At 70.3% G+C, this 17,565-nt stretch carries 12 protein-coding genes; 1 reads left to right on the forward strand and 11 read right to left on the reverse strand.

The window, feature by feature from the left end; all coding sequences use genetic code 11:
* Positions 1-298: 298 nt before the first annotated feature.
* The 11 genes from R2B38_RS47710 to R2B38_RS47760 form a co-directional block, all read right to left on the reverse strand.
* Entirely contained in the window at positions 299-1,861 is a 1,563-nt protein-coding gene (locus R2B38_RS47710) for a DUF4038 domain-containing protein (protein WP_318022458.1), read from the reverse strand.
* Positions 1,858-4,377: a beta-glucosidase family protein gene (locus R2B38_RS47715; RefSeq protein WP_318022459.1), complete on the reverse strand. Its 2,520-nt coding sequence runs from the start codon at positions 4,375-4,377 to the stop codon at positions 1,858-1,860. The genes R2B38_RS47710 and R2B38_RS47715 overlap by 4 nt, the downstream gene beginning before the upstream one ends.
* The gene (locus tag R2B38_RS47720; protein ID WP_318022460.1) at positions 4,374-6,560 is read right to left on the reverse strand and encodes a beta-galactosidase; all 2,187 of its coding nucleotides are present in this window, start codon (positions 6,558-6,560) and stop codon (positions 4,374-4,376) included. Before R2B38_RS47720 ends, R2B38_RS47715 begins: the two co-directional genes overlap by 4 nt.
* A 58-nt stretch (positions 6,561-6,618) precedes the next feature.
* On the reverse strand, positions 6,619-8,112 hold the full coding sequence (locus R2B38_RS47725) for a glycoside hydrolase family 43 protein (protein ID WP_318022461.1): 1,494 nt from the start codon (positions 8,110-8,112) through the stop codon (positions 6,619-6,621).
* Positions 8,109-9,053, reverse strand: a complete 945-nt coding sequence (locus tag R2B38_RS47730) for an ATP-binding cassette domain-containing protein (RefSeq protein ID WP_318022462.1) — start codon at positions 9,051-9,053, stop codon at positions 8,109-8,111. Before R2B38_RS47730 ends, R2B38_RS47725 begins: the two co-directional genes overlap by 4 nt.
* Positions 9,050-10,918, reverse strand: coding sequence for a dipeptide/oligopeptide/nickel ABC transporter permease/ATP-binding protein (locus R2B38_RS47735; RefSeq protein ID WP_318022463.1), 1,869 nt, complete (start codon positions 10,916-10,918; stop codon positions 9,050-9,052). Before R2B38_RS47735 ends, R2B38_RS47730 begins: the two co-directional genes overlap by 4 nt.
* Positions 10,915-11,856, reverse strand: coding sequence for an ABC transporter permease (locus R2B38_RS47740; protein WP_033280928.1), 942 nt, complete (start codon positions 11,854-11,856; stop codon positions 10,915-10,917). The genes R2B38_RS47735 and R2B38_RS47740 overlap by 4 nt, the downstream gene beginning before the upstream one ends.
* 36 nt (positions 11,857-11,892) lie before the next feature.
* On the reverse strand, positions 11,893-13,422 hold the full coding sequence (locus tag R2B38_RS47745; RefSeq protein WP_318022464.1) for an ABC transporter substrate-binding protein: 1,530 nt from the start codon (positions 13,420-13,422) through the stop codon (positions 11,893-11,895).
* A 388-nt stretch (positions 13,423-13,810) separates the two neighbouring features.
* Positions 13,811-14,806 (reverse strand): LacI family DNA-binding transcriptional regulator, encoded by a 996-nt coding sequence (locus R2B38_RS47750; RefSeq protein WP_318022465.1) that lies wholly within the window; start codon positions 14,804-14,806, stop codon positions 13,811-13,813.
* Positions 14,807-14,978: 172 nt separating this feature from the next.
* On the reverse strand, positions 14,979-16,070 hold the full coding sequence (locus R2B38_RS47755) for a hypothetical protein (protein WP_318022466.1): 1,092 nt from the start codon (positions 16,068-16,070) through the stop codon (positions 14,979-14,981).
* Positions 16,071-16,214: 144 nt separating this feature from the next.
* Entirely contained in the window at positions 16,215-16,667 is a 453-nt protein-coding gene (locus R2B38_RS47760; protein WP_318023084.1) for a DUF6194 family protein, read from the reverse strand.
* 47 nt (positions 16,668-16,714) lie between these two features.
* Between R2B38_RS47760 and R2B38_RS47765 the strand changes: the two genes are divergently transcribed.
* Entirely contained in the window at positions 16,715-17,473 is a 759-nt protein-coding gene (locus tag R2B38_RS47765) for a MerR family transcriptional regulator (protein WP_318022467.1), read from the forward strand.
* Positions 17,474-17,565: the final 92 nt, after the last annotated feature.

The following is a 17,565-nucleotide window of genomic DNA, read 5'->3' on the forward strand; positions in this document are numbered from 1 at the left end:
CTCCGACCAGGGCGATGGCGCGTCCTCCCCTCACCCCAGACGCGTACACGTACACCGACGCGTTCCCGGGAGCCGAGGCGCGGCCCCGTCCAGGACACGAGTACGGACTCGGCGGATTCCACGCGTCCGGTGTCGGCCAGGACCGTGCCGTCGGCGGCGGTGATCTCCACCTGGCGGGCGGCCTGGTGCCAGTCCGGGGTGTCGGTGACCGTGCGCCAGCTGAGGCGGGGAGTGGATTCGCCGATGCCCAGGGGTTCGCGGTGGTGCTCGAAGGTGGGTGGTGTGACATGCACGGGGATCAACTCCGGCTCGGGTCATGGCAGATGTACACCCTCGGCGCACCGCCTTCGTCGGGGATGGGTTCTACGGCGGTGGCGCGTACGCCCTCGCGGACGGTCTCGCCGGTGCGGGGGTCGATCACCCGGTACGGGAGCGGGACGTTCTCCGGGTCGGTGATGAACAGCGGGCCGCCCTCCTCCGCGTAGCAGAGGTACAGCACGCCGGGGACGGACAGGCCCCGGGGCGCCAGGGCGGAGCGCCAGTCGGGCCGCATGTCCGCCAGGGGAAGGCCGTTGAGGATCCGGGAGATCAGCCCGACGTGGCGCGAGCCCTCGAAGTCCAGTGCCTCGCGCCAGCCGGCGTCCTCGGCCAGGAAGAACTCCTCGTGGCCGGGTTCGGTGGCGTGCAACCGCCACTGCCACAGGCTCGCCGCGCCGTAGACCACGCCCATCGTGCCGCCGGCGCAGAGGTTGCTCCAGGCCTCGTGTCCCTGCCACCAGCCCGCCGCGCGGCCGGGACGGCCGGTGTTCTCGTACGTCGGCTCGGCGTTCGCGACCGCTCTGGCGGGGGTGTTGCGCCACATGTCGGCAACCCGTTCCTGGACGTGCCCGCCCATGTGGCCGGTCTGGCACCACTGGAAGTGCAGCCAACTCTCGCTCTGGTGCGCCGAGTTGTCGGCGTGCGGCCGGTAGTGGATGCCGCAGGGCTGGTTGTAGTCGTCCCAGCGGCCGACCTCCGCGCCGCCCGCCGCGATCTGTGGTTCGTGACCCTCACCGTCGGCACCGACCAGGTAGACGACGGGACCGGCGCCGTAGCGCGCCACCAGGTAGCGGCAGTAGCGCGCGTACTCCTGCGGCGGGACCACCGGACCCGCCACCCGCAGGCCCTTCCAGCCGAACCCGTGGAAGAGCGGCTGGAGTACGGGGACGATCCCGTGCTCGCGGAGGATCCCCAACAGCCGGTCCAGGTACTGGAAGTACGCCGGGTTCAGGACGGTGATGTGCCCGGTGGGCAGGTCCTCGAAGCCGACGTCGAACCCTTCGTCCACGGTGCGGTCGCGCGGCCCGCGCGCGTCCATGTCGGGCTGGACGCTCATCAGCAGGACCGCGTTGAAGCCCTTCGCCCGCCGGTCGGCGGCATACTCCGTGACCTGCTCCTCGGTGGCCCGCCAGGGCAGGGCCCAGGCGGTGTCGCCGACCAGCAGCGCGGGCGTCCCGTCGGCGTGCACCAGACTGCGTCCGCCGGGCGACATCCGCCAAAAGCCGTGCTGGTGAAAGGAGTTGGTGTCGTCCCCTGTCGGGCGTACGACGAGTGTTCCGCCCTGCCCGGACAGCCCTTCGTCGGCGACGGAACTGCCGCTGCGCCAGGTCCAGCGGCCGTCCGGGTGCGGCGAGGCGAACCGGATCCTCCACCTCCGGCCGCCGTCCCAGAAGGCGGGACGGCGCAGGACCGTCCCGGACTCGTGGGTGAACTCGGCCCATACGTCGACGTCGGTGTAAGGGTTCGCGTAGTCACGCGTCCCGGTCAGGCCGATCTCGGTCTCCCGCCAGGGCACGACCTCCGGCTGCGTGCCGGTCGTCACTGGCCTACGGCGATGTCGGCGGCCAGCGGCAGGTTCGTCGACGACGGGCCCGCCTGCAGGGTGAACGTCCCCTGCTCGACCGCCCAGCCGCCCGCCTCGGCGTCCCAGTGCTCGAACGCCCGGACGTCCACGGTGACCGTCGCGACGACCTCCTCTCCGGGCCCCGCCTCGACCGCGGCGAACCCGGCGAGCCAGCGGAGCGGGCGCTCGACAGCACCGCCCGGGCGGCCGGCGTAGACCTGCACGACCTCCTTGCCGTGCCGGGTGCCGGTGTTGCGTATCCGTACTTCTACGGTCGGATCGGCGCCGGATGCCACCTCGCCGGGGGCGTCGAGCGAGACGAACTCCCAAGTGGTGTAGCCGAGTCCGTGGCCGAAGGCGTAGCGGGGCGGCTGGTATCCGGTGCGGCCGTCGCCCCGGTAGCCGATGAACAGGCCCTCGTCGTAGGCGAGTACGCCGTCGATCGGCTCGGTGGCGGGCAGTCCCCGCTCGGACGCGGGCCAGACGGTGGGCAGTCGACCGCCCGGTTCCGCGACGCCCAGCAGGACGTCGGCGAGCGCGTTGCCGAACTCCTGCCCGGGGAACCAGGCGAGGAGCACCGCCGCCACCTCCTCGGACCACGGAAGCAGCACCGGGGCACCGGAGTTGACCACCACGACGGTTCGGGGGTTGGCCTCGGCGACCCGGCGGACGAGTTCGTCCTGTCGGCCGGGCAGGGCCAGACTGGCGCGGTCGAAGCCCTCGCTCTCGACCTCCTCGGTGGTGCCGACCACGACCACGGCGACGTCCGCCTCGCGGGCGAGTGCCACGGCCCGCTCGATCTCCTCGTCGTCACTCCCGTGCGGCGGCTGGAGGTTGAGCTGGAACATGGTGACCGCGTCACCGAGAGCCTCGTCCGACGAGACGATGTCGTGCGTGAGCACGATCGCGATCTCCTCTCCCTCCGCCAGATCGACGGAGTGGAGGCGCTGCGGCGGGGTCATCAGGCCCTCCACCAGGTCGGCGCCCGGCGGGAGTTGAAGACCGACGTCGAACACCTCGGCCCCCGCGACGGACAGCCGGAAGCGCCCGATGCCCGAGCCGCCGACGGCGTACCGGCCCGCGTCGGTCGCACGGATCACGGTGCGCACCTCCACCCGGGCGACCTGACCGGTGGGGACGTCAGCACCGTAGGAGCCCATCCAGGTGTAGGCGCTCCCGGAGCGGCGTTCGGTGCCGACCAGGGTTCCGTCCTCGGAGAGGAAGCTCACCTCCACGCCCTCGCCGGAGCCGTCGGGGTGGCGGAGGTGGGCAAGTGCCGCTGCGGGCACGCGAGTTTGCGGGGTGACGCCGACGCCGTGGGCGACCTCGACGTCGTCGCCCAGGGCGGCGCGGATGCCGTCGAGGGGCGAGACGGTGTAGGGCGGGAAGACGGTGGCGCTGCCTCCGCCGAGGGTCCGGGCCACGGCGGCGTTGGGGCCGAGGACGGCGACCCGGTTCAACGTGGCACGGTCCAGGGGAAGTTGGGCGTTCTCGTTGCGGGCCAGTACGAATCCGGCGGCGGCGGTCTCGCGCAGGCGGGCCGCCACGGACGCGGCGTCCTGGTGGGGCGGGCGGGCGGTGGCGGGTATGTCGCTCAGCGCGCCGACCCGGGCGGCGAGGCGCAGCAGTCGTAGCACCTTGCCGTCGACGAGCGACTCGTCGACCTTGCCCTTGCGTACGGCGGCGACCAGCGCGTCGCCCCACGGGCCGATCGGGCCGGGCATCACCAGGTCGAGGGCGGCGCGGGCGGACGGCTCGGTGGTGCGGGCGGCGAACCAGTCCGACATCACCAGGCCGTCGAAGTCCCAGTCGTCGTGCAGTACTTGGCGCAGCAGCGGGCTCTCGGTCATCGGGTGTCCGTTGACACCGTTGTAGGCGGCCATCACGGCCCAGACCCGGCCCTCGCCGACGATCCGCTCGAACGGCGCCAAGTACAGCTCACGCAGGGCGCGTTCGCCGATCCGCGCGTCGAGCGTCATGCGCTGGGTCTCCGAGTCGTTGCCGACGAAGTGCTTGACCGTGGCCGCGACACCGCCACCCTGGACACCTCGGACGTAGGCGACACCGATGCGGGCGGTGAGCAGCGGGTCCTCGCTGAAGCACTCGAAGTGCCGTCCGCCGTAAGGGGTTCGGTGCAGGTTCACGGTGGGGGCGAGGAGGACGTCGACGCCCTTGGCACGCGCTTCGTGGGCGAGGAGCCCGCCGAGTCCTTCGACCAGCGACTCGTCCCACGTGGCGGCCAGTGCGGTGGGCGACGGCACGTTGGCCGAGGGGCTGCGCTCGTCCCACAGCTCGCCGCGGACTCCGGCGGGTCCGTCCGAGACGACCAACCGGCGTAGGCCGACGGCGGGTTCGGGGTGGAGGGACCAGAAGTCGGCGCCGGTCAGCAGCCTCACCTTCTGCTCCAGGGTGAGCACGCCGAGGCGCCTGACGAGCTCGGCTTCGTCGGCGGCGGAGGGGGTGGAGGGGGCGTCGGTGGTGGGCTGCCGGGTCACGGCGTCCTCCTCGGTGAAGGTGAAGGTGAAAGTGACGGTGACGGTGACGGTGACGGTGACGTGGGGTCGCCATCGCGCTCGATGAGCAACCGGACGTCCCAGGGCCCGAGTTCGAGCGCGGTTCCGGCGGCGAGGGGCTCACCGCTGAACAGATCGTGGACGTCTCCCGGCAGGCGGTAACTGACCGGATCCCAGGCCCAGTTGTGGACGAAGCGCAGAACGGCGCCGTCGACGGTGGTGGCCGACGTACAAGTGACGGACGCGGGCCGGCCCTCGCGCCAGGCGTCGGAGGGGAGCGAGACCGCGGTGACCCAGTCGGCGAGGCTGCGCGAGAGTTCGCGGTCCGGGACGGTGCCGACGTAGGTCACGCGGCCGTCGCCGTACTCGTGCGTGGTGACGGCGGCGAACTGACCCAGGTGCGGATGGTCGTACCCGGCCAGGACGGTGGCGCCCTCCGCGATCAGTCCATCGGCCCAGGCGGTGGCATGGCCGTGCAGAGCGGGGCCGTTGATGGCCTCCTGGGTGATCGCGACCGGGGTCAGCACATTGGTGAACTCCTGATAGCGCGCGCCCACGGCAGCGCGCAGCGCTCCCGGCATGACCGTGTGCCGGGCGACGGCCTCCTCGTCGGCGTAGCCGGTACGCGGGGTGAGCACGAGATGGCCGCCGGATTCGGCGTACCGGCGCAGCAGGTCGAGTGTCGCGTCGTCCGCGATGTACAGCGCCGGGACGACCAGCACCGGCCATCGGTCCACCAACTCCTCCGGGTCTGAGGGAAGTTGCTCCGGGGAAACGATGTCGACGGACAATCCGGCGTCGAACAGCCCCCGGTAGAAGGCGGCGACGATCCGGTCGTAGGACTGCGGATCGCCGAACCAGGCAGGGGTGTTGCCCCTGAGCGGCCCCATGAACTCCATGGCCCAGCGGCTGTCGGCGGACAGCAGCATCGCCACGTCACTGCGGGGACGCAGGCCCTCGATCGCGCCGCCGGCCTGCCTGAACTCCCCGGCTATCGCGGAGAGTTCGTCGTACGTCCGGCCGGGTTCCAGGCTGTGGCCGAGGATGCCGCCCCAGTAGGTCTCGGCGCCGTAGTGGAGGGAGTGCCAGTGCCAGTACTCGATCATCCTGGCGCCGCGCGCGACCATGCTCCACACGGCCTGGCGGGCCTGGCCGCGGTAGAGCGGGAAGTTGTCGGCGGAGCCGCCGATCGAGGTGGCGTTGGTCTCCGTGACCAGAAAGGGTTCCTGGCGGATACCGCGGGCCATGTCGTTCTGGAGGTAGAGCCAGGCGGGTCCTGACCAGGCCACGAAGAACGGATACAGGCCGCCCGCCGGCTCGTCGGGACCCGGGAGGGCCAGCCCGTCCTGGGTGGCGTAGTAGATGTTGGCCCCGGCGACGTCGAGGGGCCGGCCGATCGTCGAGATGTCCAGGCCCTGTTGGCCGAGGGCGACGCAGGTGGTGACGAACTGGTGCTCCGGCACGAGGCCGCGGACCAACTCGGCGTGCCACGTGATGTATTCCTGCGTCAGGTGCGATTGATAGCGGCGCCAGGCGAGGTCGTACGACGGGGTGGAGTTGCCGTCGGGGGTCCACAGGTCCGCCCAGTCCCGCAGGCGGTGTGACCAATAGGTCAGCCCCCAGCGGCGGTTGAGGGTCTCGACGTCGCCGTAGCGATCGCGGAGGTGGTCGAGGAAGCCCTGGAACACCGAGTCGTTGTGGAAGAGCCGTAGCCCGGGTTCGTTGTCGACCTGCCAGCCGATGACCGCCGGGTGGTCGGCGTAGCGTCCCACGATCTTGCGGACCAGCCGCTCGGCGAGATGACGGAAGGCGGGGTGCGAGTAGTCCGCGTCCTGCCGCATGCCGTACGGGATGGGCTGCCCGGTGCCCGAACGAGCCGCCGTTTCCGGGTACTTGCGGCGCAGCCACGGCGGGACGGCGTAGGTCGGGGTGCCGATGATCGCCTTGATGCCGCGCTCCTGGGCGGCATCAAGTACCGGTTGCAGCCAGTCGAGTTCGAACCGGCCCTCGCGGGGTTCCCAGGTCGACCAGACCGACTCGCCGACCCGGATGACGCTGAACCCGGCCTCGGCCATCAGATCGAGGTCCTGCGTGAGCCGCTCGTACGGCTGGTACTCGGTGTAGTACGCGGCTCCGAAGAGCATGCGTGAGGAGGAAGTGCCCATACGGTGCTGGTGGCTTTCTCTCAGGTGCCGGTCGGCTGTCGTGGACGGGGCGGAGGCGTCAGTCCTCGCCCCGGTACCTGAACCGGTCGAAGGCGACGGTCCCTTCGACGGCGTACATGCCGACGACCCGGCCGGTGAAGGACGCGGCGGTCTCGGCGGAGACGTAGCGGCCGTCCAGCACGGCGAGTTCGACCGGTCCGGTGTCGGTGCCGGATTCCACAGACAGCCTGACCATGTCCGGGCCCAGGGCGTCGAGCCCCATACCCCTGACCGGCTCGGTCTCGATCCGCACGGTCACCGGCCCCTGCGGAATCGCCTGCTCCCAGGTCTGGCACAGCCCGCCCACCCGAGCGCGGGCACGCGCGACACCGGCCCCCACCTCGATGTCGTAGTGATGGCGTTCGTCGATCCGCAGGCTCAGCCCGCCGACTCCCTGGGCGTTGTCCACCCGGACCGAGAAGACGGCCGCCTGGTGCTGCTGGCGGCGGCCGACGAACCGTGGCCGCGGGTCGTCCATCGTGGAGCCGTCTCCATCTACGACGAGGTGGCCCGGTCGTTCGGAGAGTGAGGACCAGTCGGCGGCCGGTGTCCGAATGGAGAGCCACTCCGGGCCGAGTCGGGCGCCGGTGAAGTCGTCGTGGTGCTCAACTGGTGCGGTGGGCGGGGTGAGTTCGACCGGCTGCACCACGGGCCAGCCGTCAACCCAGTCCAGTGTCGTGCTGAACGTCTCCCGGCCCATGGGGGAGAACGCCCTCGTCAAACCGCCAGGACGCATCCCCAGCAGGAACAGCGCCCAGCCGCCGTCCGGAGTGCGTACGAGGTCGGCGTGGCCGGTGTTCTGGACCGGGCGGGCCGTACTGCGGGCGCTGAGCACCGGGTTGGCAGGGCAGCCCTCGAAGGGGCCGTCGGGGCGGGTGCCGCGGGCGATGCTCACGGAGTGCCCGCGCTCGGTGCCGCCCTCGGCGATCAGGAGGTACCAGGTGCCGTCGATCTCGTAGAGGTGCGGCGCCTCGGGGAACATCAGGCCCGTGCCCGACCACAACGGCCGGGGTTCTTCGAGGGCTTGGCCGGTTTCGAGGTCCATGCGGACCTGCTGGATGCCGAGGTGTTCGCCGGCGCGGTCGCCGTCGAGTTGGAGTCCCGAGTACGTGACGAAGCACGTGCCGTCGGTGTCCCACGCGAGGTCCGGGTCGATGCCGGACACGCCCTGCATGACGATGCCGTCGGACCAGGGGCCCTCGGCCCGTTCGGCGCTGAAGATCAGACTCCCGCGGCCCATCGCGTCGGTGACGACCAGCCAGAAGCGGCCGTCGTGGAACCGGATGGTGGGCGCCCAGGCGCCGCCGAGCGTGGGGACCTTCTCCACCGCCAACTGCCCCGGCCGGGTTACCACGTTGCCGACCTGCTCCCACCGCACCAGGTCGCGGCTGTGGAACAGCGGTACGCCGGGGAGGTACTCGAAGCTGGAGCAGGCGAGGTAGTAGTCGTCGCCGACGCGGGTGATGCTGGGGTCCGGGTGGAAGCCGGGGAGGACGGGGTTGGGCAGGGTCATGCTCGGTCTCCCGACGTCGAGGCGGTGGTGGATGCGGGCGTGGAGGCGCCCGGCGACGCTGCTGTGGCCTCGGCCAACCGGCGCCGTTCGGCCCGGCGTTCCGCCTGCCGCCCAGGGTCCGGCACCGGGGCGGCGAGCAACAGGCGCTGCGTGTAGGGGTGTTGGGGTGCGGTGGTGACGGTGGCCGCGTCCCCGGTCTCGATGATCTCTCCGCCGCGCATGACCGCCACCCGGTGGCTGATGTGCCGGACGACGGACAGGTCGTGGGTGACGAAGAGGTAGGCGACGCCGGTGCGTTCCTGGATCTCGACGAACAGGTCGAGCACCCGCGCCTGGGTCGACAGGTCCAGCGCGCTGACCGGTTCGTCGCAGACGATGACCTTCGGGTCGCGGGACAACGCCCTTGCGATGGCGATGCGTTGGCGCTGTCCGCCGGAGAACTCCCTCGGCAGCCGCTCCCCCGCGTCGGCGGGCAGCCTCACGTGGTCGAGCAGGTCCCGCACCCGCTTCTCGGCCTCCGCCCGGGGCGTTCCCGCGACGCGCAGCGGTTCGCTGAGGATGTCGTTCACGGTCATCGCCGGGTTGAGGGAGGTGTACGGGTCCTGGAACACCACCTGGATGTCGCTGCTCAGCGCCCGGCGTTCCTTCGCGCCCAGATCCGAGATGACCTTGCCGTCGTAGCGGACGGTGCCGGAGGCGATCGGGGCCAGTCCGAGGACGGCCCGGCCCAGCGTCGTCTTGCCCGATCCCGACTCGCCGACCAGTCCGAGGGTCTCGCCCGCGCCGATGGTGATCGTCACGCCCTTGAGCACCCGGAACGGCGGCTTGCGCCAGCCCTTCGTCGGGTACTCCACGACCAACTCGTCGGCGACCAGCAGGGGTTCGGCCGGGAGTGCCTTGTTCGGCGTCCCGTTCATGGTCCCGTTCACTGTCCCGGTCATGCCGGACCCTCCTGACGTCCGGTGTGCGTGATGCCTGCGCTGTTCGTTGCGCCTGCGGCGCTCGCCGACACGGTGCGGCTCAGGCTCAGCGCGGACCGCGGTTCGGCGTCCTCCAACGTGGACGACAGGAGCATGCGGGTGTAGGGATGCTGCGGATCGGCGAACAACTGGGCCACGGGCGCGGACTCCACGACGGCGCCGGTCTGCATCACCGTCACGCGGTCGCAGAGGTCGGCCACCACGCCGAAGTCGTGGGTCACCAGGATCAGGCCCATGTTCCGCTCGCGCTGCAGGGATCGCATCAGGTCGAGGACCTCCGCCTGCACGGTCACGTCGAGGGCGGTGGTCGGCTCGTCGGCGATCAGCAGGTCCGGTTCGCAGGACACCGCGCCGGCGATGAGGACGCGCTGCGCCATACCGCCGGAGATCTGGTGCGGATAGGCGCGGAAGACCCGCTCGGGGTCGGAGATGCCGACCCGCTCCAGCAGGCCGAGCGTCTTCGCCTTCGCCTCGGTGGCCGACAGCCCGAGGTGTCGGCGTACCGGTTCGACCAGTTGGGCGCCGATACGGAAGGAGGGGTCGAGGTTGGACATCGGTTCCTGCGGGACGTAGGCGATCCGGTGGCCGCGGTAGCGGTTCATCGCGGTACTGCCGAGCCGTCCCAGTTCCGTGCCGTCGAACTCCAGCCGGGTGGTGGTGACTTGGGCCTCCCGTGGCAGCAACCCGAGCACCGCGAAGGCGGTTTGGCTCTTGCCCGAACCCGACTCCCCCACCAGTCCGAGGACTTCGCCCCGGCGCACTGTCAGGGAGACTCCGTCGACGACGGTCTTCTCTCCCTGGGCCGTGGGATAGGAGACCGTCAGTCCTTCGAGGACGAGCAGGGCGTCGTCCGTCTCCCCCGCTTCCAGCGTGACGAGCGGTGCCTTCTTGTCCGCGACCGGCCTACGGGCCGTAGCACCGCGCGACTTCCTCCGCCCGCCCGTCGCGCTCCCGTCCAGCGCGTCCCGCAGGGCGTTGCCCAGCAGGCCGAACGCGGCGACCGTCACCGCGAGCGCCACGCCGGGCCAGACCATCAACTCCGGCTTGGTGTAGATGTTTCCGAAGGCGTCGTTCAGCATGGAGCCCCAGCTCGCCTGGGTCGCCGAGCCGAGGCCGAGGAACTCAAGACCGGACTGGATGACGATGCCGAGGCCGAGCATCTGGGCGGCCTGGATGATGGTCGGCGCCTGCACGACGGGCAGGATGTGCCGGCGGATGATCCGGGCGTCCGTCAGACCGGACACCCGTGCCGCGTCGACGTACAGCTCCTCGCGTACGGAGATCACCGAGGCGCGGATCAGCCGGAAGACGCCCGGTGACATCAGCACGCCGAAGACCGCCATGGCGAGGTAGGTGTTCTGGCCCACCGCGGACATCACGACGAGGAGCACGATGATCGCCGGTACGGCCATCAGCAGGTTGGACACCCAACTGCTCACCGCGTCGAACCACTTGCGGTAGTACCCGGCCACCAGACCGGCCGGAACGCCGATCACCACGGCGACGGCGACGGCGAGCAGCGCGCCGAGGAGGCTGGTGCGGCCGCCGTAGAGGAGTCGGGCCAGGACGTCGCGGCCGACGCCGTCCCCGCCCAGGGGGTGGGTGCCGCTGGGCGGGGCGAGGCTGTCGGTCAGTGAGGTGTGGGCCGGGTCCTGGCTGGTCAGGAGCGGTGCGAACAGGCTGGCCAGGGAGATGACCGCGAGGAGCACCAGGCAGGTCACGGCCACCGGGTCGCGCAGCAGTCGGCGCAGGAGGCCTGCCCGTCCCTGCGCGGCGACGGCCGTGTCGACCGCGCCCGCCGGTTCTTCGGACTGGGGAAGCGTCATCCGACACGCACCTTCGGGTTGAGCCAGCCGTATGCGAGGTCCATCAGGATGTTGACCACCACGACGAGGGCGACCATGACCACGACGACGCCCATGACCACCGGGGTGTCGCCCTGCGAGCCGGCGCTCGTCGCCTGGCTGCCGATGCCGTTGAGGCCGAAGACCTTCTCGACGACCACCGCGCCGCCGACCAGGCCGATGAACTGCAGGGCCAGCACGGTCAGCGCGGCCGGGGCGGCGTTGCGCAGGGCGTGCCGGAACAGCAGGCTCCGCTCGCTGATGCCCCGGCTGCGGAGGGTGCGTACGTAGTCGGCGCGCAGGACGTCGACCATGGAGCCGCGCACCTGCTGGGCGGTGGCGGCGATCGCTCCGACGGAGAGCGACAGCGCGGGCAGGGTGATCGACCGGAGCCACCCGCCCGCCGAGTCGGCCAGCGGGACGTAACCGGTCGCGGGCAGCCAGCCCAGGTCGACGCCGATCACGACGGCGAAGACCAGGGCGACCAGGAAGCTGGGTACGGCGAACCCCAACACCGCGAGCAGTTGCACCAGTTGGTCCAGGGCGCCCCGGCGGACCGCGGCGGCCACGCCCAGCACCGTGCTCAGTACGGCCGACACCAGGAGCGCGGCCAGCACGATCGACAGGGTGACCGGCAGCTTGTTCTCCAGTGAGCTCGTCACGGACTCACCGCTGAACCACGAGCTGCCGAGGTTGCCGTGCACCGCGTCCGCGAGCCAGTGGCCGTAGCGGACCACGAAGGGCTGGTCCAGGCCGAGTTCGGCGGATTTCGCGGTCACCTGCTGCTGGGTGGCGGTCTGCCCGACGATCTGGCGGACCGGGTCGGAGCCGGTGAGGCCCATCAGCGCGAAGGTCGTGGTCGCGATGACCAGGACCAGGACCAGCCCGGCGGCGATGCGCCGGACCAGGAAAACGATCATCTGTCTCTCCCTGACCGTGTGCGTCGGCGGGCCGGGTCAGCCGGCGGGCTTGAAGTTGTAGATCGGCGGGACGGCGGCGAACGTCTGCGGGGTGAAGGTGACGTTCTTCGTCGTGGCGTAGGTGTTCTCGACCGAGTCCCAGGGCGCGTTCCACGCCTGGTCGACGAGGTAGGTGTTGAGCTGCTTGAACAGCGCGTCCTGGGCGGTGCCGGTCGCGGACTGCGCCTTGGTGATGAGGTCGGTGACCTTCGGGTCGGAGCTGTGCAGCGGGTTCCACAGCGCGCTCTTCGCGACCTCGATCTGGATGGTGTCCCAGGGCCGGAAGGAGGCCAACGTCATGTACGACAGCGGGTACTTGCCCGCGAGGAGGGCGCTGATGAACTGCGTGACCGGGATCTTGTCGACCTTGACCTTGATCCCGATGTCCTCCAACTGCTGCACCATGGCGGCCTGTTGGTCGGGGAAGACCGACGACACGTCCGGGACGGTGACCGAGAAGCCGTTCGGGTAGCCCGCCTCGGCGAGCAACTGCTTGGCCTTCGCGGGGTCGTAGGAGTACGTGGAGTCGAGCGAGCTGTCGAAGGCGGAGCCGCCCGGGTTGAAGATCTGGGTCGTCGCCTTGCCCAGTCCCTGCTTGGCCGTCTTGACGATCGTGGAGCGGTCGAAGGCGTAGTTCAGTGCCTGGCGGACGCGTACGTCGCCGAGGGCCTTGACGATCTTTCCTTCGCGGTCCCAGATGTAGACGCCCTCGACGTCACCGGAGGTGTACTTGGTGACGTTCAGCCCGCTGCTCTTGGCCGGCGCGACGTTCTTGGCGCTGGCCAGCAGCGCGCCGTTGACCTGCCCCGAGCGCAGCGCGTTGAGCACGGCGGTCGGGTCGGTCAGCGGCTTGAGGACGATCTTGTCGAAGGGGAAGGCGGCCTTGTTCCAGTAGCCCTGGTTGCGCACGAAGGTGTACGTACTGCCGTCCGTGGTCGCGGACTTGTCGAGGGTGTACGGCCCCGAGCCCACCGGGGTGGTCTTGATCGTGCCGGCGGCGATGGCCTTGGGGCTGGCGATCATGCCGGCCACGTTGCCGAGGTTCGGGACGAGGGAGGGGTCGGGCGCCGAGAGCCTGATCGCGACGGTGGTGGCGTTGACGACGTCGACGCCGGTGATGCCCTTGAGCTGGCCCGCGGCCTCGCTGGTGCCCTTCTCGGTGTGCAGCAGGTTGGTCTTGACCGCCGTCGCGTCCAGGGCGGTGCCGTCGGTGAACTTGACGCCGGTGCGCAGGGTCATCGTGAGGACCGTGCGAGCCGCGTTGTACGACCACTTGGTGGCCAGGTTGGGCTTGACCTCGGCCGTCGGGGACAGCCGGAGCAGTGAGTCGTATACGGGCTGGTAGTACTGCGTGTTGTTGCCGAGACCGGCGTCGGCCAGATCCCATGGCTGGGCCGCGACCAGGGGGGCCAGGGTGAGGGTGCCGCCGGTGGCCGCCTTGCCCGAACCGGATCCCGATCCCGAGCCGCACGCGGCCGCGGACAACATCAGGACAGCCGATACGGCGGTCAGCGCGATTCTTCGCATGGGTGCTCCGCTGGTGAGTGGTTTTGACCGGACGGCATCGCGCGGCGAGCCGCCCTCAAGAGCCTCGGAGGGAGTGGGAAACCAGGTCCTGACGCGGCCTGGACCGTTCTTGGCGGTCAGCCGTTCCTGGCAGAAGGGGGCTATATGTCCACCGTTTTTCGGTGGGTCCGAAATCAGCCACTGATACGTACAAGTGAAACGTATGCGTAACGTAGCCCCGCGCTTGGTGGACCACAAGAGCCGTGCAACAGCTTTTTGGAAAGGGGGGAATCCGGACGAACGGCGACGGATGGCGGAGCCGTGGCACGCGAGGAACCGGAGTCACGGCGCACGCGGAGAGAGCCTCCGCCGGAATCGGTCGAAGACGCCCTGGTCGGACCGGTCGGGGTCAGGCGGACTCGCGGACCACCAGCGTCAGCGGGGTCACCTGGGGTGCCGGTGGCTGGGACTGGCCGGTCACGCCGCTGACGATCATGCGGGCGAGGCGGCCCACGGCGACGTCGAGGTTGTTGTCGATCGTCGTCAGGGGCGGCACCGCGAAGGGCGCCAACTTGTCGTTGTCGACGCCGATCACGGCCAGGTCGCCGGGGGCGGCGAGGCCCACCCTGCGCATCCCCGCGAGGAGGGCGAAGGCCGTCTCGTCGTTGTAGGCGCACACGCCCGTGACGGCGGGAACGGCCGCGTGCCACTGCTCGGCCGCCGCCGCGGCCGCCGAGATGTCGAGGGGTACGTCCAGAACGACGGGGGGCTCGAGTCCGCGCTCGGCGCAGGCGGTACGGGCGCCGTCGAGCCGCAGGTCCAGGAAGTCCCGGAGCCGGGGGTCCCCGGGAGCGGCGTAACCGATGCGCGTGTGTCCCGTCGCCGCGAGCCGCTCGACCTGCATGGTGCCGATCAGGGTCTGGGGGACGGTCAGGACACCCGGGGCGACCGCGGGGCCCATCCCGGCGCTGACCACGTGGATGCCGGCCGCGCGCATGCTGGCCACGTCGTCGGCGCCGACGTCGAAGGCCGTCATCACGGCCGCCGGCATCAGCTCACGCCACAGCGACTTGAGGGGGGCGTGCCGCTCGCGCCGGGTGACGAGGTTCAGGCCGTGCCGTTCCAGTTCGTCGCCGAGCAGTTCGACCAGGGCGGTCAGGGTGCCGCCGACGGGAACGTCCGGGAGGAACAGCAGCACCAGGTCACTGCGGCCCAGGCGCAGGGCGCGTGCGGCGGCCGACGGTTCGTAGCCCAGCTTCGCCACCGCGTCGAGTACTTTGCGGCGCGTCTGGTCGGAGATCTTCTGGTGCGACACGTCGTTCAGCACATAACTGACCGTGGTCTGGGAGACCCCCGCCTCCTTGGCGACGTCGGTCGCCGTCACGCGGCCGGTCCTGCGCGCCATGGGAGTCTCCTGGGGAAGGTCTCGGGCAGTCCTGATTGCGGAGGGATCGCTGGGCGTCGACTGAGCAGCGGACTCTACTGAATCGTAACAGTGAGCATGCGCGATGTCCGATACCCCGGACACCCCGGACCGTGGAAATCCGGTGCGCGCCGCCCTCCGGCCGACGTCGTCCTCACGTGCTGTTGTCGATGCTCCAGGCCCACATCTTCCCCGTGGCGATGCGCTTGAGGAGCGTGTTGAAGTCGGCCTTGACGGCTGCCGGGGTCTTCTCCGGCGGGAACAGGGGCTTGATGGGCTGGCGCTCCAGGGGCAGGTCCTGGGAGAGGCGGGCCTTGTAGGCGTTGTACACCGCCGCGATGTCCTTGCGGATCGACTCGCCCTCGCTGTTGCCCAGGAGCGGCATGCCGCGCTTACGGTTGTCGTTCGTCGCGGCGATCGACGCGACGTCCATGAGGAAGCAGTCGATCAGGTCGGTGACGTCCTGCTCCCGGGCACCGTCCTCCTTGTTGTGCACGTCCCGCAGCAACAGGTCCGCCATCTCCAGGGTGACGTCGCGGTAGACGGTGTACCGCGGGCTCCCGGGGATGACGCCGAGGACGTGGTCGGCCTGCTGGGCGGTGGCGGAGTTCATCGACGCGAACCCGTCGGGAACGTCCTTCCCCTCAAGACCCGGCACCGGGTACGGCATGCCCCGGAAGTTCTCCTCCTCCTCGGTCATGTTGGGAGCGGCCTGCGCCATCGGATGCATCCCGAACTCATGGCACAGCATGCCCGCGATGTAGCCGATGTCGTAGTTCTCGAGGTAGTAGGAGGCCAGCGTGACGAAGACGCCCTCGGCCCCCTTGTCGACCACGTTCGCCGGCGTCTCCGTCGTCCGCTTCTCCAGCGTGATCCGGCACGTCCGGTCGCCGAGGAAGGACGTGACCTTGCTGTTGGAGGCCAGGAGTTCCAGAATCCGCGTGGCCTTCCCCTGCGATTCCGGGTACTTGAGGGACACATTGGTGAACGAGATGTTCCCGTGCGACAGCTTGCTCCGCTGAACCACCGCCCGCTGCACGGCCGAAGCGGGATCGGCCGCCCGCCCGGCCCAGGAGTGGCCCCCTTCGCCGAGCATCCGCACGACCCCGGCGTTGCCCGCCTTGCCCTGGAGCGACAGCAACTCGTGAGAAGGCGTAGCGGTGTTGACGGTATTGGCTGCGGGAACGCTCACCGAGGTACGCCGGGCTCCGGCGTCCTTCGGGCGGACTTCGTCTCGGGCGTGCACGTGCTCACTTCCTGGCCTGACATCGCGATCATCGCTGTCTAACCGCAGGCCGTATGCCCCCACCAGGTCCTTTGGGGCAATGATTCCCGCTGGAGATCCACTCCAACTGCCCGTAGGGGCACGGAGGTTCAAGGGAGGGAGGGTTCAAGGGGCGCGCCGCGCGAACCTGGCACGGGCGTCGTCATGCGCGCCGCGCAACAGCTCCACGACCAACTCCCCGGTCTTCTCACCGGGGTTGACGACGCAGATCCAGCCGAGCGCTCCGTACACCGGATGCGGCAGCACGGTGTCGGTGAGGGTGTAGTCGTCGGGCAGGTCGCGACGGCGCGGCTCCCCCGCGAGTTCACGGAACGCCGTACGACCGACGTGGATGTTCACACGCCAACGCCCCGGAGGGTCGAGGTCGGACGCCGTGTCGTCGGGGTGGTTCTTGGTGACGACGGTGCCGTACGGCTGGACGTTACGCGGCAGTCGACCGTCGGGGGCGTAGTAGAAGAAGGCGTCTCCCCAGGCGAGTTCGGGAAAGTCGCCGCCCGGTTCGGGGACGAGCACGAGCGCGCTGGTGAAGTCTCGTACGGTCGCGATGATCTGTTCCATACTCATGGTTCAAGCATGACCTTCAAGTGCTTATGTGGGGTTGGGCGATGAGTGAGCCGGAGAGCGGTCCGCGACGGGCACCGCTCAGGACCGCCGATGTGGCGCGGGAGTCGGGGTACTCGGTGCAACAGGTGCGGGACCTGGAGCGGCTGGGTGTCATCCCTCCGGCGGCCCGGTCGAGCAACGGTTACCGTTCCTACGCACCGCTGCACGTCCACGCCCTTCGCGCCTATCGGGGCCTCGCGGGTGCGGTAGGACCCGTGGTGGCACGGCAGTTGCTCGCGGAGCTGCGCACGGGCACGATCACGGAAGCGGCCTCGGCGATCAACGAGGTCCATGTGCGGCTCGCGCGGGAACGCGAGGAGGCCCTGCTCGCCCGACAGGCGTTGCGCGCGATCCAGGCCGAGGCGGACACACCGGAGTTCGAGCACGACGCCGAGCGGGACAGCGACGCGATGACGATCACCGAACTCTCCAGAGCACTCGGCGTACGCCCTTCGACCCTGCGCTTCTGGGAACAGGAGGGACTCGTCACCCCCGAGCGGGTGACCTCCCTCCAGGCCCGGCGCTACGACGTCTCCGCCATCAGGACGGCCCGCGTCGTCACGGCCCTCCGCAGCACCGGTTACGGCATTCCGGCGGTGCGCGAGATCGTGGCGTCCCTGCGTCGACTCGACGGCACGGAGGAGGCCAAGCGCGTCCTGGCCGCACGTCTGGACCAGATCGCGCAACGGACCGTAGGACTGCTCCGGGCGGGGGCGGACCTGGCAGCCGTCGTCACCGATCCTCGCCGCGTCCGGACCTGACGCAGGCGACGAGTCCGAGGACGTTCCCGAAGACGAACGGCTCGCCCACGCCGGAGCCCTCGAACTCCCCGACAAGCCCGGTGACCGTGGCC

The sequence above is a fragment of the Streptomyces sp. N50 genome (genome assembly GCF_033335955.1).
Lineage (GTDB): Bacteria > Actinomycetota > Actinomycetes > Streptomycetales > Streptomycetaceae > Streptomyces.